The following is a 19,791-nucleotide window of genomic DNA, read 5'->3' as shown; positions in this document are numbered from 1 at the left end:
TGCTCCGGCACCCGGGCTTTTTTGTTGGATCCGGACAGCCACTCACGCGAAGGCATGGACGCGATGAAGTCACCCAGCGAATCAGCCAAGACCCGACCGGGCAGCGGCGCTACGCCGACACCGCCCGCGACCGGCGCGCCGTCGCCGCTCACCGTCGCGGCGGGGGTACGGCCCCACCCGCCGGCGGCCACCGTCACCCCGTCGGTCGAGACCCTCACCGGCGCCCAGTCGTTCGTCCGGTCGCTCGAGGCGCTCGACGTCGAGGTCGCCTTCGGCATCCCCGGTGGCGCGATCCTGCCCGCGTACGACCCGCTCTTCGACTCCCGCGTGCGCCACATCCTGGTGCGCCACGAGCAGGGCGCCGGCCACGCGGCCACGGGGTACGCGCAGGCCACCGGCAAGGTCGGCGTCTGCATCGCCACCTCCGGCCCGGGCGCGACCAACCTGGTGACCCCCATCGCCGACGCGTACATGGACTCGGTGCCCATGGTCGCGATCACCGGCCAGGTCGCGCGCGCCGCGATCGGCACGGACGCCTTCCAGGAGGCGGACATCCACGGCATCACGCTGCCCATCACCAAGCACAACTACCTGGTGCAGCGCCCCGAGGACATCCCGCGCGTGCTCGCCGAGGCGTTCCACCTGGCCGGCAGCGGCCGGCCCGGTCCGGTCCTGGTGGACCTGCCGAAGGACGTGCTGCAGGCGCAGACCACGTTCAGCTGGCCGCCGACGCTGGAGCTGCCGGGCTACCGCCCGACGCTGCAGCCGCACGGCAAGCAGATCCGTGAGGCCGCCCGCCTCATGGCGACGGCCCGCCGGCCCGTGCTGTACGTCGGCGGCGGCGTGCTCAAGGCGCACGCCTCGGCGTCGCTGCGCAAGCTGGCCGAGCTGACCGGCATGCCGGTGGTCACCACGCTGATGGCCCGCGGCGCGTTCCCGGACAGCCACGACCAGCACATGGGCATGCCCGGCATGCACGGCACGGTCGCGGCGGTCCTCTCGTTGCAGAAGGCCGACCTGCTCATCGCGCTGGGCGCCCGGTTCGACGACCGGGTGACCGGCAAGCTGGACAGCTTCGCGCCGGGCGCGGCGATCATCCACGCCGACATCGACCCGGCCGAGATCGGCAAGAACCGCACCGCGGACGTGCCGATCGTGGGCGACGCGCGCTACGTCATCGACGAGCTGATCGGCGCGCTGGAGGCGGAGTACAAGGCCGGCCACCGGGCGGACATCTCGCCGTGGGTGAGCCAGCTGAAGGACGTGCGCTCGCGGTACCCGCTGGGCTGGGAGGAGCCGACGGACGGCACGCTCGCCCCGCAGTACGTGATCAAGCGGCTGGGCGAGATCGCCGGGCCGGACGCGATCTACGCGGCGGGCGTGGGCCAGCACCAGATGTGGGCCTCCCAGTTCGTCTCGTACGAGAAGCCGTACACCTGGCTGAACTCCGGCGGCGCCGGCACCATGGGCTACGCCGTGCCGGCGGCCATGGGCGCCAAGGTCGGCAAGCCGGACACCACGGTGTGGGCGATCGACGGCGACGGCTGCTTCCAGATGACCAACCAGGAGCTGGCCACCTGCGCGCTGGAGAACATCCCGATCAAGGTCGCTGTGATCAACAACGGCAACCTGGGCATGGTGCGCCAGTGGCAGACGCTGTTCTACAACGAGCGCTACTCCAACACCGACCTGGGCACCCACAAGCACCGCATCCCGGACTTCGTGAAGCTCGCCGAGGCGCTGGGCTGCATCGGGCTGCGCTGCGAGACCGCCGCCGACGTGGACAAGACCATCGAGGCCGCCATGTCGATCAACGACGCCCCGGTGGTGATCGACTTCGTCGTCGGCAAGGACGCCATGGTGTGGCCGATGGTGGCCGCCGGCACCAGCAACGACGAGATCCTGTTCGCCCGGGGCATGCGCCCTGCCTTCGACGACGACGAGCTGTAGGTGTAACCGAGATGACCAAGCACACCCTTTCCGTTCTCGTGGAGAACAAGCCGGGAGTACTGGCACGAGTGGCCGGTCTCTTCTCCCGCCGTGGGTTCAACATCGACTCGCTGGCGGTCGGGGAGACGGAGCACCCCGAGGTCTCGCGCATCACCATCGTGGTCAACGCCGACGAGTCGCCGCTGGAGCAGGTCACCAAGCAGCTCAACAAGCTGGTGAACGTCCTCAAGATCGTCGAGCTGGAGCCGGCCGCCGCGGTGCAACGCGAGCTGCTCCTTGTCAAGGTTCGCGCCGACCGCGCGATACGGTCCCAGGTGCTGGAGACCGTCTCGCTCTTCCGTGCCCGCGTCGTCGACGTATCGCCGGACGCCCTCATCATCGAGGCCACGGGTACGCCGGAGAAGCTGGACGCGCTCCTGCGCGACCTCGAGCCGTACGGCATCAAGGAGATGGTGCAGTCGGGCCTGGTCGCGATCGGCCGCGGCGCCCGTTCGATCACCGCGCCGGTGCTGCGCGCGGCGTCCTGACAACTGGACCCGGGCGGAGCCGGCCACCGGCCCGCCCGGGTCCTGGAAGACAGTTTCAAGCAAGCGGAGTTACCCGAAAGGAAGCCAGCGGATGGCTGTGGAAATGTTCTACGACGATGACGCCGACCTGTCGATCATCCAGGGCCGCAAGGTCGCGGTCATCGGGTACGGCAGCCAGGGCCACGCGCACTCGCTGAGCCTGCGCGACTCCGGTGTCGAGGTGCGCATCGGCCTGCCCGAGGGCTCGAAGAGCCGCCCGAAGGTCGCCGAGCAGGGTCTGGAGGTCGGCACGCCGGCCGAGGTCGCCGCCTGGGCGGACGTCATCATGATCCTCGCGCCCGACACGGTGCAGCGTCGCGTCTACGCCGACGAGATCGCCCCCAACCTGTCCGCGGGCAAGGCGCTCTTCTTCGGCCACGGCCTCAACATCCGGTACGGGCTCATCGAGCCGCCGGCCGACGTCGACGTCTGCATGGTCGCCCCGAAGGGCCCGGGCCACCTGGTCCGTCGCCAGTTCGTCGACGGCAAGGGCGTCCCCGCGCTCGTCGCCGTCGAGCAGGACGCCACGGGCGGCGCGCTCGCCCTGGCCCTGTCGTACGCGAAGGGTATCGGCGGCACCCGCGCCGGCGTCATCAAGACCACGTTCAAGGAGGAGACGGAGACCGACCTCTTCGGCGAGCAGGCCGTCCTCTGCGGCGGCGCCTCCGCGCTGGTGCAGACCGGCTTCGAGGTGCTCACCGAGGCCGGCTACGCCCCCGAGGTCGCGTACTTCGAGTGCCTGCACGAGCTCAAGCTGATCGTGGACCTGATGTACGAGGGCGGCATCGCCCGGATGCGCTACAGCGTCTCCGACACCGCCGAGTACGGCGACTACACCCGTGGCCCGCGCGTCATCAACGCGGCGGTCAAGGACGAGATGCGCAAGATCCTCAGCGAGATCCAGAACGGCGACTTCGCCCGGGAGCTCATCGCCGAGGACGAGGGCGGCCGCCCGAACTTCACCAAGTTCCGCGAGGAGGGTGCCGCGCACCCGATCGAGGAGACCGGCAAGAAGCTGCGCGCCATGATGAGCTGGGTCGACCGCCCGATCACCGAGACGGCCTGACCCGTCCGAGCTTCCCAGCCTGTGCCGGGGCGACCATGCTGGTCGCCCCGGCACAGCTGTCTCCGCCCCGCTGCTGCCCCGCGCCTGATGTGCACACGTGGCCGCCAAGGCCGCGTCCCGCTTCGTCACATGTGCGCTTCTGGCGGGATGGCACGGTCCCTGCGATGTCGACGTGGGCATCTGGCGGGCTCGACGGCCGCCAACCGTGCATAGGTGGCGCGCTGCCCGCCGCGAGTGGTCTCGACGTGTGGCGTTTCTCCACGAAAATGTCCGCGCCCGACTCAACAGATCCGTGGCGTCGCGGGTTGTAGCGGTAACGGGCGTGGGGGGATGGATGACATTCGACGAGTACCTCAGGACGCGGGTGTCCGCGTTACTGCGCTTCGCGATGGTCGTGGCGTGCGACGCGCACCTGGCCGAGGACGTCGTCCAGGACGTCCTGGTCCGCGCGCACGGCCGCTGGCAGCGCATTGTCGCGATGGAGCATCCCGAGGCGTACCTCAAACGCATGGTGGTCAACGAGTGCCTGCGGTCCCGACGGCGAACCCGCCGGACCGTCCCGCTGACCCATGATTCGTTGGACGCCGCGTCCCCGCACCTGCCCGACCACGCGGGCGCCTACGGCGTGCGCGACGACCTCGTCCGCCGCATCGCCTCGCTGCCACCGAAGCAGCGCGCCGTCGTCGCCTTGCGCTACTACGACGGGCGGACGGACGCCGAGATCGCCGAGTACCTGGGATGCCGGGAGGGCACCGTGCGCGCACACGCCTCGCGGGCTCTGGCCACCCTGCGGACCGCCATGTCCGCTTCGACCGCGCACGGGAGGTACTGATGACCGAGCGAAGCGAGCACGACGAGATCTTCGCGGCCCTTGAGCGCATCGCCCATCAGGCACCCGCGCCGGACCGGGTGGTCCAGGGCCTGACCGGGCGGATCCGGGTCCACCGTCAGCGCCGCGCGTTGCTCACCATCGGCGGCGCGACTGTCGGCGCGGCGGCGGCAGGTGTGCCCGCCTTCTTCGTACTGCGTCCGGGCACCGACGCGGGACCGGGGCCGGGGCCGGCGGTCCCGTCGACCGGGCCGGAACCCTCGCCGGTCTCAGTGGCGCCGTCCATCGGGCCGGACCCCTCGCCCGCCGCCGGGAACACCTGGGCGCCGCTGTTGGTGCAGCCCACCTGGCTGCCCGCCGGTGTCGCCGAGTTCGAGCGGCTCGCCCGCACGGGTGGCGATCCCCGGCAGTTGCAGTCCTGGGCCGATCAGGAGTACCAGAACATCGCCCAGGAAACGAGCGGCGATATGGATGAAAGGGCCAAGCGGCTGGCGGCCACGAGGTTCGTGTCGATCGCGGTCACCCTGCCCAGAACTCTGGATCCCCAGCGGGCGGACGTTCCGGCCACGCAGGGGCCCGTCAGCGATCCGCGCGTGCTGGGGGGCGAGGCGAATGCCACGGTCAACGGCCAACCCGCGTACCGCAGCGAGCCCGGCGGGCCTGACCTGGCGGAACTGAGCTGGGTGCTGAACGGTTCGCTGGTCAGGGTCTCCGTCTCGGTCGCGGCCGGCGGGTCCGAGGCGGCGGCGCGGGTGGCTGCGTCTGTGGTGGCCGCGCAGCGGTCGGGCGTCGAGGTCGGCATGAGTTTCGGGTGGCTGCCGGAGCGGGCCAGGGGCCTCCCGATGGAGCTGATCTCGACGGTTATGGGCGCGGAGTGGGCGCAGGTGATCGACATCTTCAATAACGACATCGACGGTGACGATCCCGGCGTGCGCGCGTTGCTCAGCTCGACGAAGCCGGCCGTGATGGTCGACCAGCAGCCGACGACCGTACGGGGTCGGCGGGGGGTCCTGACGGACGACGGTTACGTGACGGTCCAGTTGGCGGACGGCTCGTGGTTGCAGATCGGTGGGCGTGCCTCGTCCGAGGCGGTGCGGCTCGCGGACAAGCTGGTGATCGGGCCGCCCGCGTACCGGGGGTGGTCGGGTACGCGCTGAGCCGTGTCGCCGCGCGTGGCGCGTAACCCTTCGGAAAAGGTTCGGTTGAACCGAGAAATTCGGACAAAAGGTCTGAAATCTACCGAGGGAGCGCCATGTTCAAGCTCTCGATGATCGGCGGCGCGCTGGCCGCGTCGATGATGTTCACTACCGCCGCGTACGCGGCGCCGCCCCGCAACCGCATCATCATCGACGTGGTGACCGCGAACGGCTCCGGCTGTCCCATCGGGACCACGGCCGTGGCCATGTCGCCGGACAACACCGCCTTCACCGTCACGTACAGCCGCTACATCGCGCAGACCGGCGCCGGGTCGGACCCGTTCGCCTTCCGTCGCAACTGTCAGCTGAACCTGAACGTGCACGTACCCAACGGGCTGACCTTCGCGGTCATGTCGGTCGACTACCGCGGCTTCGGTCACCTGGCGCGCGGCGCGAGCGGCCGGCACGAGGCGAACTACTACTTCCAGGGCCAGCCGCTCAACCAGCGCCTCGCCACGCCGTTCCGCGGCCCGATGGACCGCAACTGGCAGATCAGGGACCAGGCCGGGATCGCCGAGCGCGTCTACCGGCCCTGCGGCGTGCAGCGCAACCTGAACATCAACACCGAACTGCGGGTCAACCGGGGCAGCTCGAGCCCCCGGCAGGCGAGCTTCCTCACGATGGACTCCACCGACACCGCCATCAGCACCGTCTACCACCTGACCTGGAAGCGGTGCGGCCGATGAGGCGCCGCGTCGCGGCCCTCGCGGGCGTGGCCCTGTCGCTGCTGATGCCGGCCACGGCCGGCGCGGCGCCGGGAAACCGCATCGTGATCGACGTGGTGACCGCGAACGGCTCCGGCTGTCCGATCGGGACCACGGCGGTGGCGATGTCGCCGGACAACACGGCCATGACGGTCACCTACAGCCACTACTCCGCGCGGGTCGGGGCGGGCGCGGGGCCGGTCGAGTTCCGCCGCAACTGCCAGCTGAACCTGAACGTGCACGTACCCAACGGGCTGACCTTCGCGGTCGCGTCCGTGGACTACCGCGGCTTCGGCCATCTGGAGCGGGGGGCGGCGGGCCTGCACCAGGCCGCCTACTACTTCCAGGGGCAGGGCTCCACGCAGCGCAGCGGTCGGCGGTTCTTCGGCCCGATGGACGACGACTGGCAGGTCCGCGACGAGATCCCGATCATGGAACGGGTCTACCGCCCGTGCGGCGTCCAGCGCAACATCAACATCAACACCGAGCTGCGGGTGTACGGGGGCCAGTCCGACCTGCGTAACCCCAGCTTCCTGAACATGGACTCCTCGGACGTCGAGTTCAGCACGAAGTACAACCTGACCTGGAAGGCGTGCCCGACCAGGTGACCATTCGGCCTCGCCAGATGTGCACCTGTGCCGGGCACCCGCCCACCGTGCACATCTGGCGAGGCCGGAGTAGCGACGTGTGGACCGTTACGCCTGGAACTCAGCGCGTAATTACCTGCGTGACGGTCCAAATGTCGGCTTGCTCCTACGGCAGGCGGCGTGGTGCCACCGGCGGTGGAGTTACGCGGGTGGGCCCAGGCCGAGTCGACGAGCGCGCCGCCGGAGGGTGACGCACCGCGTCGGGTCTGGCCGCCGGCGCCCGCCGCCGTTCGGCGGGCGATGTCGAGGCAGACGCGGACGCTCGGGCTGCCGGCCATCGTCGAGCGGGACGGGTTGACGGTCCAGCTCGGCTCGACCGGGGACCTGTCGGAGCGGGCCGCCCGCCGCGGCTTCCGACCCGCCAGCGGCGTACTATGTGATGTTTGTCTGGTTTTTGCATGCGTGGCGGTGTGGGCTGGGACTCCGGTGCGGGGCAGAAAGCGCTTACGATCGGCGGCAGCCAATGCGGAGCGCGACGTGGCGTTCCCGTTCGTCCACCCATACGCCCGCGTTTCGCTGAGCCACCGCGAGGAAGCATGCCTGCTGTCGTCCTCATCGCTGAAGAACTCGCCCCCGCCGCGCTCGACGTGCTCGCGCACGACTTCGACGTGCGCCACGTCGACGGCACCGACCGGCCCGCCCTGCTGGCCGCGCTCGCCGACGCCGACGCCGTGATCGTGCGCAGCGCCACCCAGATCGACGCCGAGGCCATCGCGGCCGGCGGCCGGCTCAAGGTCGTCGCGCGCGCCGGCGTCGGCCTCGACAACGTCGACGTGGCGGCGTCCACCGCCCGGGGCGTCATGGTGGTCAACGCGCCCACCTCCAACATCGTCTCGGCCGCCGAGCAGGCGATCGCGCTGCTGCTCGCGACCGCCCGGCACACCGCCACGGCGAGCGCCTCGCTCAAGTCCGGGCAGTGGAAGCGGTCCAAGTTCACCGGCGTGGAGATCCAGGGCAAGACCGTCGGTGTGGTCGGCCTCGGCCGCATCGGCGTGCTGTTCGCCCAGCGCATGGCCGCCTTCGGCACCCGGCTGGTCGCCTACGACCCCTACGTGCAGCCGGCCCGCGCGGCGCAGCTCGGCATCCGCCTCGTGGGGCTGGAGGAGCTGCTGCGGGAGAGCGACTTCATCTCGATCCATCTGCCGAAGACGCCCGAGACCGTCGGCCTCATCGGCGCCAAGGAGCTGCAGCTCGTCAAGCCGAGCGTACGCATCGTCAACGCCGCGCGCGGCGGGCTCATCGACGAGGCGGCGTTGGCCGAGGCGTTGGCCGAGGGCCGGGTCGGCGGTGTCGGGCTCGACGTGTTCGCCAAGGAGCCGTGCACCGACTCGCCCCTGTTCGCGTTCGACAACGTGGTGGCCGTGCCGCACCTCGGCGCCTCCACCCACGAGGCGCAGGACAAGGCCGGCCTGGCCGTCGCCAGGAGCGTGCAGCTCGCGCTGCAGGGCGAGTTCGTGCCCGACGCGGTGAACGTGCAGACGGGCGGCCTGGTCGCCGAGGACGTCCGGCCGCTGCTGCCGCTCGCGGAGAAGCTGGGTCGGGTGTTCACCGCGCTGGCCGGCGGCGTCGCGGCGAGCGTCACCGTCGAGGTGCGCGGCGAGGTGGCCAACAACGACGTCAGCGTGCTCAAGCTGGCCGCGGCCAAGGGCCTGTTCGCGCCCGTGGTGGCCGAGCAGGTCACCTACGTCAACGCGCCGCACCTGGCCGCCGACCGGGGCGTGGAGCTGGAGCTGGTCTCCTCGACGGAGGCCACCGACCACGTGAACCTGGTGACGGTGCGCGGCGCCAAGCCGACCGGTCGGCTCATCTCGGTGTCGGGCACGTATGTGCCGGGCCTGCGCGAGGTGCGCAAGCTGACCGAGCTGGACGGGTACGACATCGACCTCGTCGCGGACGGGCACCTGCTGTTCTTCCGGTACGTCGACCGGCCGGGCGTGGTCGGCGTGGTCGGCTCGATCCTGGGCGAGCTGGGCGTCAACATCGCCGCGATGCAGGTGGCGCGCCGCGAGGCGGGCGGCGAGGCGCTGATGATCCTCACGGTCGACTCGCCGGTGGACGCGGACACGCTGGCCAAGGCGGCCGCCGCGATCGGCGCGACGGCGTCCTCGACGGTCGACCTGACGGACTGACCCGGTACGTCGAGGCGGTGGCGGTCCCCGGACCGTCACCGCCTCTGTCGTGTCGGGGGTGGGATGGCGTAGGGTGCGTAGGTAAGCGCTTTCCAGCTTCCCTCCACGGCCGCCGCAAGGAGAGACCCGCCGCGATGCTGCACATCAACGACGACCTCACCGCGGCCGACCTGCTGCCCAAGATCGACCACATGTGGCAGCTGTCGGCCAGCAAGATCGAATCGATCGACGAGAGTTGTCCGCCGGGCACCGCCGCGCCGGTGTTCACTGTCGACGGTCGGTACACGGCGCGCGGCTGGACCGAGTGGACCCAGGGCTTCCAGTACGGCTCGGCCGTCCTGCAGTTCGACGCGACCGACGACGAGCGCTTCCTGACCATGGGCCGCGACCGCACCGTCACCGCGATGGCCAGCCACGTCAGCCACATCGGCGTGCACGACCACGGCTTCAACAACGTCAGCACGTACGGCAACCTGTGGCGCCTGCAGCGCGAGGGCCGCATCGCCGACGATGCCCGCGAGCGCGACTTCTACGAGCTGGCCCTGAAGATCACCGGCGCCGTGCAGGCGTCGCGCTGGCGCACCACCGCGGCCGGCCACGGCTACATCTACTCGTTCAACGGGCCGCAGTCACTGTTCGTCGACACCATCCGCTCCTGCCGCGCCCTGTCCGTGTCGCACCTGCTCGGGCACGTGCTCATGGGCGAGCAGGACCAGCGGATCTCGCTGCTCGGCCGCCTGATCGAGCACGCCCGCTCGACCGCGAAGTGGAACATCTACTACGGCGAGGGCCGCGACAGCTACGACCTCAACGGGCGCACCGTGCATGAGGCGCTGTTCAACGTCAACGACGGAAACTTCAGAGCCCCGAGTACGCAGCAGGGCTACTCGCCGTTCACCACGTGGACGCGGGGTCTCGCGTGGGCGATGGTGGGCTACCCGGAGCAGCTGGAGTTCCTCGACATCCTCGACGACGCCGAGCTGTCCCCGTTCGGCGGGCGGGACGAGGTGACCGCCCTGTTCCTGCGCGCCGCGCGGGCCACCTGCGACTTCTACCTCGAGCACACCCCGGTCGACGGCATCCCGTACTGGGACACGGGCGCGCCCGGTCTGGTCCACCTCGGCGACTACCTCGACCGCCCGGCCGAGCCCTACAACGCGCACGAGCCGGTCGACTCGTCGGCCGCGGCCATCGGCGCGCAGGGCCTGCTGCGCCTCGGGCGCTACCTGAGCGGGCACGGCGACGCGGAGGCGGGTCGGCGTTACTGGCAGGCCGGGTTGACCGTGTCGGACACGCTGCTCGCCGAGCCGTACCTGAGCACCGACCCGGCCCACCAGGGCCTGCTCCTGCACTCGGTCTACCACCGCCCCAACGGCTGGGACCAGGTCCACGAGGGCCAGTCGGTGCCCAACGGGGAGTCGAGCATGTGGGGCGACTACCACGCCCGCGAGCTGGCCCTCTACCTCGGCCGGGTGGCCAAGGACGGCCAGTACTACACGTTCTTCGGGCCCGCGGAGGTGCGGGCATGACGAGGCCGGTCGCTCTTGTCACGGGGGCCTCGCGGGGGATCGGGCGCGGAATCGCGCTTGCTCTGGCCGCGGCTGGGCACGACGTCGTCGTGAACTACGCGTCCAACGCGGATGCCGCCAAGGAGGTCGGAGAGGCGATTGAGGCGGCCGGCGGGCGCGCGGCGCTGGTGCGGGCCGACGTGTCGTCGGCGGCCGACCGGGAGCGGCTGGTCGGGGAGACCTACGCGGCGTTCGGGCGGCTGGACCTGCTCGTGAACAACGCGGGCGTGGCGCCCAACGTGCGCGCCGACCTGCTGGAGGCGGGGGAGGAGTCGTTCGACCGGCTCATCGCCATCAACCTCAAGGGCCCGTACTTCCTGACCCAGCTCGTCGCCAACCGCATGATCGCCCAGATCGGGGCGGGGGTCGTCACGTCGCCGCGCATCGTCACGATCTCGTCGATCAGCGCCTACACGGCGAGCGTGAACCGGGGCGACTACTGCGTCGCCAAGGCCGGCCTGGCGATGATGACCACGCTGTACGCCGCCCGACTCGCCGAGCACGGCATCAACGTGTACGAGATCCGGCCCGGCATCGTGGCGACCGACATGACCGGCGCCGTCACCGGGAAGTACGACCGGCTGATCCACGACGAGGGCATCACGCCCATCCGCCGCTGGGGCAAGCCCGCCGACGTGGGCGCGGCCGTGGTCGCCGTGGCCAGCGGCCTGCTGCCGTTCAGCACCGGCCAGGTTATCGACGTGGACGGCGGGTTCCACCTGCGCGCCCTGTAGAGGCTCGGTCGGGGCGCCCGCCGAAGGGGAAGGCGGCGGGCGCCCCGACCATGCGCAGGAGTAGCGGATCACGGGCTCCACCGGCGGGTGCAAGGTGCGCTCTCTGTGATCGGGCCGACTACTGAGAGAAACGGTCGTCAAGAGTCCCTCAAGAAGCTTTTGGTGGCCGTTTCTGTCGGGTTATTGTCATCCCCGAACTGAACAGCGGCACATCTGGTAGCAGCCGCAGCAGTTCTCGTCAGGTGCAACACGGATGTGGCACTAGACCCGATCGAGACGGACCGTCGGGGTTACCCACCGTGCGTGCACCACGCTGGGCACCTCCTCCGACGGCTGCGTCGATCGACTCCGTTTGTCGCACTGGATCGAAGGGGAACCGCCATGCTCACCAAGAAGCGTCTCGCCGCCGTCGCCGCCATCGGCGTGACCGGCGCTCTGTTCGGCACGGCCGCCTTCGCCAGCGTGCCCGGCTCCGACGGCACCATCTCGGGCTGCCGCAACACCAAGACCGGCGCGCTGCGTGTCATCGACTCGAAGGCCAAGTGCGCCAAGGGCGAGACCCTGCTGCGCTGGAACGTGAAGGGCCAGACCGGCGCCACGGGCAAGACCGGCGCGCAGGGCCCCATCGGCAAGACCGGGGCTACTGGTGCGACCGGCGCGACCGGGGCGACTGGCGCGACTGGCGCGACTGGCGCGCAGGGTGCGACCGGCGCGCAGGGTCCCGCGGGTCCTCAGGGTGCCACGGGTGCCGCTGGTCCGCGGGGCGAAGCCGGCCCCGCCGGCCCGCAGGGCCCGATCGGCGCCACCGGCGCCCCGGGCGCGAAGGGTGCCACCGGCCCGCAGGGCCCGGCTGGTCCCGCTGGCCCGGTCGGTCCCGCCGGCCCCACCAACGTCGTGAGGACGGCCGGTCCGGCCGTCACGATCACGGGCTTCTCGGCCATCGTGAGGGTCCAGTGCGCCGCGGGCGAGGTTGTCCTGGGCGGTAGCTACACCGTCTCGGGTGGCGGGGTGGACCAGTTCACGTCCCGCCGCGACCAGTCGGACGAGGCCAACCGTACGTGGCTGTTCGAGCTGCGTCGCGTCAGCGGGACGCCGAGGGTCTCGCCGTTCGCGGTCTGCTTCAAGGCCTGATGTTTTCGCTGGTCACGACGGGTGCCGAGGGCTCGGCGCCCGTCGTGGCATGTCCGGATCCTGGGACCGGTGTACCGCGACGTAGGATGGCCTCTTAACGTTCGTAGGAACGTGTGTCGAGGAGGACAGTGACGTGACGGTGGCGAGGATCGCGCTGGTGCCGGGTGACGGGATCGGCTCCGAGGTGGTGGCGCAGGGCCGCAAGGTGCTCGACGCGGTGCTGCCCGGGATTGAGGCTACCGAGTACGACCTCGGCGCGGCGCGGTACCACCGCACCGGCGAGGTGCTGCCCGAGTCGGTCCTGCAGGAGCTGGCCGGGTACGACGGCATCCTGCTCGGCGCGGTGGGCGACCCGAGCGTCCCGCCGGGCGTGCTCGAGCGCGGCCTGCTGCTCAAGCTCCGCTTCGCGTTCCAGCAGTACGTGAACCTCCGCCCGTCCCGGCTGTGGCCCGGCACCTCCGGCCCGCTGGGCAGCGTGAAGCCCGGCGAGATCGACTTCGTGGTGGTCCGCGAGGGCACCGAGGGCCTGTACGCGGGCGCCGGCGGCACGATGCACACCAACACGCCCGCCGAGGTCGCCACGGAGGAGAGCCTCAACACCCGCCACGGCGTCGAGCGCGTCATCCGCGACGCCTTCGCCCGCGCGGGCAAGCGCGAGCGGCGCAAGGTCACGATGGTCCACAAGACCAACGTGCTCACCCACGCGGGCGGCCTGTGGGCCCGCACCTTCGCCGAGGTGGCCCGGGAGTTCCCGGACATCGCCACCGACTACCAGCACGTCGACGCGGCGGCCATGTTCCTCGTGACCCAGCCGCAGCGCTACGACGTCATCGTCACCGACAACCTCTTCGGCGACATCCTCACGGACATCGCGGCCGCCGTGACCGGTGGCATCGGGCTCGCCGCGAGCGGGTGCATCAACCCCGAGCGCGACTTCCCGTCGATGTTCGAACCCGTACACGGCTCGGCCCCGGACATCGCGGGCCAGGGCGTAGCGGACCCGGTGGCGGCCGTCCTGTCGGTCGCGCTCCTGCTGGACCACCTCGGCCACCCCGAGCAGGCCCGCCGGGTCGAGCACGCCGTAGCCGTGGAGCTGTCCTCCCGTACTCCGGGGCAGGCCCTGCGCACCGATGAGGTCGGCGACCGCCTGGCGGCCCACGCCTCCGCCGCCTGACAGCCTGAGCCGTCTTTTTGGCGAAGGTGGAAGGCGGCAAGACCGCCTCCGCCTAGATCAGACGGCAAGCAGTCCGCCGCCTGACCGGGCGGCGGACTGCTTTTGCTTTTCCGCCCCCATCCTGTCGGCTGAACGCTCGTTCGGGTAGGTTGCAGGCACGGGGCATTCCACATACCTGAGTCCTCTTGGAGGCAAGCGATGGCTGGTGGTGACCACCTCGATTTCGAGATTCGTCCGGCGTCGCAGCCGGTACCGGCCGTCGAGCGCGCCGCGCTCATGGCCAACCCGGGCTTCGGCCGGGTCTTCACCGACCACATGGTGACCATCCGGTACGCCGACACCAAGGGCTGGTACGACGCCCGCGTCGAGCCGCGCGCCCCGATCCCGCTGGACCCGGCGGCGGCGGTGCTGCACTACGCGCAGGAGATCTTCGAGGGTCTCAAGGCCTACCGGACCGCCGACGGCGGCGTGACCACGTTCCGGGCCGACGCGAACGCGCGCCGGTTCCGCGACTCGGCCACCCGGCTGGCCATGCCGCACCTGCCCGACGAGCTGTTCCTCGGTTCCATCAGCGAACTGGTCACAGTGGACCGTGACTGGGTGCCCACCGACCCCGAGGGCAGCCTCTACCTGCGCCCGTTCATGTTCGCCAGCGAGGTGTTCCTCGGCGTGCGACCCGCCAACGAGTACCTGTACTGCCTCGTCGCGTCCCCGGTGGGCGCCTACTTCACGGGCGGGGTGAAGCCCGCCACCATGTGGATCTCCGCCGAGTACACGCGGGCGGCGCCGGGCGGCACGGGGGCGGCCAAGTGCGGCGGCAACTACGCCGCGAGCCTGGTGGCCCAGGCCGAGGCCATCGAGCAGGGCTGCGACCAGGTGGTCTTCCTCGACACGGTCGAGCAGAGGTACATCGACGAGCTCGGCGGCATGAACATCTTCTTCGTGCTCGACGACGGCACGCTGGTCACGCCACCGCTGACCGGCACGATCCTGCCGGGCATCACCCGCGACTCGGTGCTCACGCTGGCCCGGGCCGGGGGCCGGCCGGTCGAGGAGCGGCCGGTGAGCGTCGACGAATGGCGCGAGGGTGCCGCGAGCGGCCGGGTCGTCGAGACGTTCGCCTGCGGCACGGCGGCGGTGATCACGCCGGTCGGCGCGGTCAGGTCGCGCGGCTACGCGTTCACCATCGGCGGGGGTCAGCCCGGTCCGGTGACCATGGGGCTGCGCGAGCGGCTGGTCGCCATCCAGCGCGGCAGCGCCGAGGACCCGTACGGCTGGGTCAAGCGGATCCTGTAGGTCGTGCGCGGCGCGGGTCGACGGGCCGCGCCGCGTCGCGCAGGCCGGCGACGATCTGTTCCACCACGGCGTCGGGTCTGGCTCCGATCGACACGACGACCGGGTTCTCGTCCGGCGCGGGTTCCTCCAGGTCGGCGAGCTGCGCGGCGAGCAGTTGCTCGGGGAAGAAGTGGCCCTGCCGGCGGTGCAGGCGCGTGGCCAGGGTGCGGCGGTCGCCCTTCAGGTAGGCGAACCGCACCGGGCACGAGGCGGTCCGCAGCAGGTCGCGGTACTTGCGCTTGAGGGCCGAGCAGCCGACGACGGCGGCCACGCCCAGTTCGACGCCCAGTTCGGTGCGCGGCGTCCGGTCGGCGTGGTCGTTCATCCAGGCCAGGACGGCGTGCAGCCAGGGCCACCGGTCCTCGTCGGTGAGCGGGGTGCCGGCGGCCATCTTGGCCACGTTGGCGGGCGGGTGCAGGCGGTCGGCGTCGCCGAAGTGCACTCCGCACGCCGCGCCGAGCCGCTCGCCGATGGTGGTCTTGCCGCTGCCGGACACCCCCATCACGACCACGATGCCGCCCGTCATGCCGATGCCCTCCTGTCGCCCAACCATCAGGGTACGGACATGCGAGGTCCCCGCGACGCTCGCGCGCCGCGGGGACCCCACCTGACCACGGGTACGGTGCGTTCCGTTACCGGACCGTACCGCCGGGCGGGAACCCGTAGTAGGTGGCGTAGTAACCCTCCACCTTCTCCCGGTGCGCGGCATCGGTGTAGTTGCCGGGCTCCACCTCGGGCGAGTTCTTGATCTCGTCCTTGGTGCGGTCGACGTAGACATTCCTGTCCACGTGGTCCACGTTGGTCACCACGCCGGCGGGCAGCATGGCCTTGTGGCCGAAGATCCACGGGCCGGTGTCAACGACCAGGAAGCTGCCGTTGGCCGCGCCGTGCACCTCCTCCACCTTGCCGCACCGACCGTCGGTGGCCTCCACGTGGTAGCCGATGATGTCCTGGGCGCTGGGCAGGCCACTGTCCGGCCGGAAGTTCCACGGGTCGAACGCACGGGTGGCGTCGAAGCCGCGCGTGGGCGGGGCGTAGACGTCATCGGCGGTCGGTTCGGGGGTCCGGAACGTGTTGTCCGCCGCCGGGTTCGGCGTCGGCCACTGGTCGGCGGTCTGCGGGTCGCGCGGCTCCGGCTGCTGAGTCGGGTACACGAGGCACCTCCCTTTCGCATCGTTGCGTCATCGGTCTATCAGAGGCGTACCCGTCCTCCGCGTGCCGCAATCCTCCCTGGCGCGAAGTTTCGTTCCCGACATGCGGAACGGAGCTTCTCCGTCACGGTCAGGTATGCAAGGGTGTTCGGCGTGGCACGACCCGCAAACCTGCTCATTATCGAATAGCGCGCGCAGACCGCCCCACCTGCGCGCGCAGACCTCTCGCATCCGCGAGGGGTCTTTTTTGTGAGCCGGGTGAGCGCTGGACACGCCACTGAAAGGATCCGTCCTATGACGTACCAGGTCTTCGATACCAGCCTTCGCGACGGGGCACAGCGCGAGGGCATCTCGTACTCGGTCGTCGACAAGCTCGCCGTGGCGCGCCTGCTCGACGAGTTCGGCGTCACCTTCATCGAGGGCGGCTGGCCGGGCGCGATGCCCAAGGACACGGAGTTCTTCGCCCGTGCCCGCACCGAGCTGAAGCTGCGCAACGCGCAGCTGGTGGCGTTCGGCTCCACCCGCAAGGCCGGCGTCCACGTGAAGGACGACGCCCAGGTCCGGGCGCTGCTGGAGGCCGAGACGCCGGCCGTGTGCCTGGTCGCCAAGTCCGACGTGCGCCACGTCGAGCGGGCGCTGCGCACCACGCTGGACGAGAACCTCGCGATGGTCCGCGACACGGTCAGCTTCTTCGTCGCCGAGGGCCGCCGGGTCTTCCTCGACTGCGAGCACTTCTTCGACGGTTTCCGCTTCGACGCGAAGTACACCGCGTCGGTCGCCGCGACCGCGCTGGAGGCGGGCGCCGAGGTCGCCGTCATGTGCGACACGAACGGCGGCATGCTCCCGTCGATGGTCACCCGGGCGGTCGGCGAGGTCGCGCAGCGCCTCGCGGTGCTGCTCGGCGTCACCCCCGAGGAGGCCGTCGTCCGGCTGGGCATCCACTGCCAGAACGACACCTCCTGCGCGGTGGCGAACACGATCGCCGCGGTCGAGGCGGGCGTGCGCCACTTCCAGTGCACCGCCAACGGCTACGGCGAGCGGCCCGGCAACGCGGACCTGTTCGCGACCGTGGCCAACCTCCAACTCAAGCTCGGGCTGCCGGTCCTACCGGAGGGCGGCCTGGAGAAGATGGTGCGGGTCTCCCACGCCATCGCCGAGATCGCCAATCTCGCCCCCGACACCCACCAGGCCTACGTGGGGGCCGCGGCCTTCGCCCACAAGGCGGGTCTGCACGCGAGCGCGATCAAAGTGGATCCCGTGCTCTACAACCACATCGACCCTGCGGTCGTGGGCAACGACATGAAGATCCTCATCACGGAGATGGCCGGCCGGGCCAGCATCGAGCTCAAGTCCCGCGAGCTCGGCGTCGACCTGGCCGGCCACCCCGAGACGGCCGCGCGGGTGACCAACAAGGTCAAGCAGCTGGAGGCGGAGGGCTGGTCGTTCGAGGCCGCCGACGCGTCCTTCGAGCTGCTCGTGCGCTCCGAGCTGGGGGAGACCCCGGTGCCGTTCTCGCTCGAGTCGTACCGGGTGATCGTGGAGCACCGGGAGGACGGCGCGGTCGTCTCCGAGGCCACCGTGAAGGTCCGCGTGCGGGGCGAGCGGGTGATCGCGACGGCCGAGGGCAACGGCCCGGTCAACGCCCTGGACATGGCGTTGCGCCAGGCCCTGTCGCGGCACTACGTGCGCATCGGCGGCTTCGAGCTGTCCGACTACAAGGTGCGCATCCTGGAGGGCTCGCACGGCACGGGCGCCATCACCCGCGTCCTCGTCGAGACCGTCGACTCCGACGGTCGCGACTGGACGACGGTCGGCGTGCACGAGAACGTCGTCGAGGCGAGCTGGCACGCCCTGGTCGACGCGCTCACCTACGGTGTGGCCCTCACCCAGCCCGTCGGCTGACCCCGGCCGCCCGGGCCCGGCTCAGGGCCCGGGCAGCGCGAGGGTCGCGACGAGCGCCCGGTGGTCGGTGCGGCGCACCGTGACGGCGGCGAAGCCGCGCACCCCGATCCGCCGGTCGGCGAGCACGTGGTCGATGGTCACCTTGGGCGTCACGGGCACCCGCTCGCCGTAGTACGGCCAGGTGGGGGTGAGGCCGTCGCCCACGGTGGCCGCCGCGTCCCGGTACCCGGTGTCGATCAGGCGCCGCAGCGCCGCGTGGTCGAGCGTGGCGTTGAAGTCGCCGATGAGCACGCGCACCGGCCCGTCCGGGGTGGCGACCGGCTGCCCGTCGAGCCCGTCCAGCAGCAGGTCCGAGCCCGGGCCCAGGTTCGGCGGCACGGGGTGCACCGACTCGACGAGCACGGGCCGCGCCCCCGGCACGGCCACGGTCGCGTAGGCCTGCCGGAACCTGCCCGGGTTCACCCGCACGCCGGTCGCGCTCAGCGGATAGCGCGAGTACAGCCCCGACCCGCCGACCCCCTCGGCCGCGCCGTCGGTGTGCCGGTAGGCGAGCAGCGCGTCGAGCCCGGCGGCGGCCAGCCGGCGCTGGGCCCCCGGCGTGAACTCCTGCAGCGCCAGCACGTCCACCCTCCGGTCGCGCACCAGGTCGACGAGCTGCGTCGCGTCGGCCCCGCCGGCGAGCACGTTCGCCGACATGAACACCACGTCGGGGCCGGGCGCCGCGGGCCGCGCGGCGTCCGCGTCGGCCACACACCGGGGCAGTACGCAGCACGCGAGCGCGATCGTCGCGACGGCGGCCGCGAGCGCGGCCCACCACCGTCGCGTCGCGGCGGCGAGCGCGGCCACCGCGACGGCGCCCGCCGCGACGTAGGGCGTGAAGGCGATGAGCTGGAGCCCGAGCCCGCCCCGCTCCCAGCCGGCCACCCGCACGAGCGCCCACAGCGCGGTCGGCGCCACGCACGCCCACACGAACGCGGTCACGACGGGCCTTCGGCCCCGTCGCGGCTGCGGTGCGGCTTCGTCGTGCGCTGCGGTCTCCAGGTTCGTGGTCACCACGTCTAGGACACGGCTGCGGTGCCGCGCAACGTTGCGTCGCCGGCGCGGCGGGCGCAGCGCGGGCAGGTGCCGAAGACGTCGAGGGTGTGGCTGACCTCGGTGAACCCGTGCCGCTGGGCCAGCTGCGCGGCCCACCGCTCGACCGTGGGTCCCTCGACCTCGATGGTGGCGTTGCACCGGCGGCAGACCAGGTGGTGGTGGTGCGACCGGCCGCACCGGCGGAACAGCTGCTCGCCGCTGGTGGTGCGCATGCTGTCGACCTCGCCGGCCTCGGACAGCGCCTGCAGGGTGCGGTAGACGGTGGTCAGGCCCACCTGGTCGCCGCGCGAGCGTAGGTCGGCGTGCAGTTGCTGGGCGGTGCGGAACTCGTCGGTCGCCTCCAGCAGCGCGAGGATCCGACCGCGCTGGCGGGTGTTGCGGCTCGCGCCCGGCGCGGACGTCTGCGTCACGGCACGCTCCCAACGCTGCGCGGGCGGGACACCAGGTGCGCAGGTGGGGGAGCACCTGCGCACCCAGGCGGTGAATGTTGTCGAGTGTAGCGGCCGGATCGCCCGCCGCCTCAACGGCGAGCAGGAGCCGCGCCGCACGCGTGCCGGGCGTCCGACGGGGCGCGGCGCCCTCAGCGGCGGCGGCGCAGGCGGGCGCGGACCGCG

General features: G+C 71.3%; 18 protein-coding genes. 14 read left to right on the top strand and 4 right to left on the bottom strand.

The features are described 5' to 3' along the window. The first annotated feature begins 63 nt into the window (after positions 1-63). The 13 genes from ABD211_RS04785 to ABD211_RS04725 all read left to right on the top strand — a co-directional run bounded on the left by ABD211_RS04785 (position 64) and on the right by ABD211_RS04725 (position 14,990). Positions 64-1,950, top strand: coding sequence for an acetolactate synthase large subunit (locus tag ABD211_RS04785; RefSeq protein ID WP_425560344.1), 1,887 nt, complete (start codon positions 64-66; stop codon positions 1,948-1,950). Positions 1,951-1,961: 11 nt separating this feature from the next. After that, positions 1,962-2,477 (top strand): acetolactate synthase small subunit, encoded by a 516-nt coding sequence (gene ilvN, locus ABD211_RS04780; protein ID WP_344126601.1) that lies wholly within the window; start codon positions 1,962-1,964, stop codon positions 2,475-2,477. 91 nt (positions 2,478-2,568) lie between these two features. After that, the gene (gene ilvC, locus ABD211_RS04775; RefSeq protein WP_344126599.1) at positions 2,569-3,582 is read left to right on the top strand and encodes a ketol-acid reductoisomerase; all 1,014 of its coding nucleotides are present in this window, start codon (positions 2,569-2,571) and stop codon (positions 3,580-3,582) included. A gap of 334 nt (positions 3,583-3,916) precedes the next feature. Beyond that, complete coding sequence (locus ABD211_RS04770; RefSeq protein WP_344126598.1) at positions 3,917-4,414, top strand: SigE family RNA polymerase sigma factor; 498 nt, start codon at positions 3,917-3,919, stop codon at positions 4,412-4,414. Beyond that, positions 4,414-5,568, top strand: a complete 1,155-nt coding sequence (locus ABD211_RS04765; protein ID WP_344126596.1) for a hypothetical protein — start codon at positions 4,414-4,416, stop codon at positions 5,566-5,568. The genes ABD211_RS04770 and ABD211_RS04765 overlap by 1 nt, the downstream gene beginning before the upstream one ends. A 95-nt stretch (positions 5,569-5,663) precedes the next feature. Beyond that, positions 5,664-6,293 carry a DUF4360 domain-containing protein gene (locus tag ABD211_RS04760; protein ID WP_344126594.1) on the top strand — a complete coding sequence of 210 codons (630 nt, stop codon included), beginning with the start codon at positions 5,664-5,666 and terminating at the stop codon, positions 6,291-6,293. Continuing rightward, positions 6,290-6,919, top strand: coding sequence for a DUF4360 domain-containing protein (locus ABD211_RS04755; RefSeq protein WP_344126592.1), 630 nt, complete (start codon positions 6,290-6,292; stop codon positions 6,917-6,919). The genes ABD211_RS04760 and ABD211_RS04755 overlap by 4 nt, the downstream gene beginning before the upstream one ends. 575 nt (positions 6,920-7,494) lie before the next feature. Beyond that, the gene (gene serA / locus ABD211_RS04750; protein ID WP_344126590.1) at positions 7,495-9,087 is read left to right on the top strand and encodes a phosphoglycerate dehydrogenase; all 1,593 of its coding nucleotides are present in this window, start codon (positions 7,495-7,497) and stop codon (positions 9,085-9,087) included. Between the two features lie 134 nt (positions 9,088-9,221). Further along, entirely contained in the window at positions 9,222-10,616 is a 1,395-nt protein-coding gene (locus tag ABD211_RS04745; RefSeq protein ID WP_344126588.1) for a hypothetical protein, read from the top strand. Next, positions 10,613-11,389: a 3-ketoacyl-ACP reductase gene (locus tag ABD211_RS04740; protein WP_344126586.1), complete on the top strand. Its 777-nt coding sequence runs from the start codon at positions 10,613-10,615 to the stop codon at positions 11,387-11,389. Before ABD211_RS04745 ends, ABD211_RS04740 begins: the two co-directional genes overlap by 4 nt. A 381-nt stretch (positions 11,390-11,770) precedes the next feature. Continuing rightward, complete coding sequence (locus ABD211_RS04735) at positions 11,771-12,520, top strand: collagen-like domain-containing protein (protein WP_344126585.1); 750 nt, start codon at positions 11,771-11,773, stop codon at positions 12,518-12,520. Positions 12,521-12,659: 139 nt separating this feature from the next. Then, positions 12,660-13,694: a 3-isopropylmalate dehydrogenase gene (locus ABD211_RS04730; protein ID WP_344126715.1), complete on the top strand. Its 1,035-nt coding sequence runs from the start codon at positions 12,660-12,662 to the stop codon at positions 13,692-13,694. Between the two features lie 198 nt (positions 13,695-13,892). Continuing rightward, positions 13,893-14,990, top strand: a complete 1,098-nt coding sequence (locus ABD211_RS04725; protein WP_344126583.1) for a branched-chain amino acid aminotransferase — start codon at positions 13,893-13,895, stop codon at positions 14,988-14,990. Here ABD211_RS04725 and ABD211_RS04720 read toward each other — a convergent pair. Continuing rightward, a complete protein-coding gene (locus ABD211_RS04720) occupies positions 14,974-15,582 on the bottom strand; it encodes a gluconokinase (RefSeq protein ID WP_344126581.1) in 609 nt (202 codons plus the stop codon). The two genes, ABD211_RS04725 and ABD211_RS04720, sit on opposite strands and share 17 nt — an antisense overlap. A 79-nt stretch (positions 15,583-15,661) precedes the next feature. Beyond that, the gene (locus ABD211_RS04715; protein WP_344126579.1) at positions 15,662-16,183 is read right to left on the bottom strand and encodes a ribosome maturation factor RimM; all 522 of its coding nucleotides are present in this window, start codon (positions 16,181-16,183) and stop codon (positions 15,662-15,664) included. A gap of 291 nt (positions 16,184-16,474) precedes the next feature. On the opposite strand from ABD211_RS04715, the gene cimA reads away from it, so the two are divergent. Beyond that, positions 16,475-18,082 (top strand): citramalate synthase, encoded by a 1,608-nt coding sequence (cimA, locus tag ABD211_RS04710; protein WP_344126577.1) that lies wholly within the window; start codon positions 16,475-16,477, stop codon positions 18,080-18,082. 21 nt (positions 18,083-18,103) lie between these two features. On the opposite strand, the gene ABD211_RS04705 is transcribed toward cimA, so the two are convergent. Continuing rightward, entirely contained in the window at positions 18,104-19,063 is a 960-nt protein-coding gene (locus tag ABD211_RS04705) for an endonuclease/exonuclease/phosphatase family protein (RefSeq protein ID WP_344126575.1), read from the bottom strand. A gap of 77 nt (positions 19,064-19,140) precedes the next feature. After that, entirely contained in the window at positions 19,141-19,587 is a 447-nt protein-coding gene (locus ABD211_RS04700) for a Fur family transcriptional regulator (RefSeq protein ID WP_344126573.1), read from the bottom strand. Positions 19,588-19,791: the final 204 nt, after the last annotated feature.

This window comes from Luedemannella flava, assembly GCF_039528515.1.
GTDB classification, from domain to species: Bacteria; Actinomycetota; Actinomycetes; order Mycobacteriales; family Micromonosporaceae; genus Luedemannella; species Luedemannella flava.
This window is presented reverse-complemented; position numbering and strand designations above follow the sequence as displayed.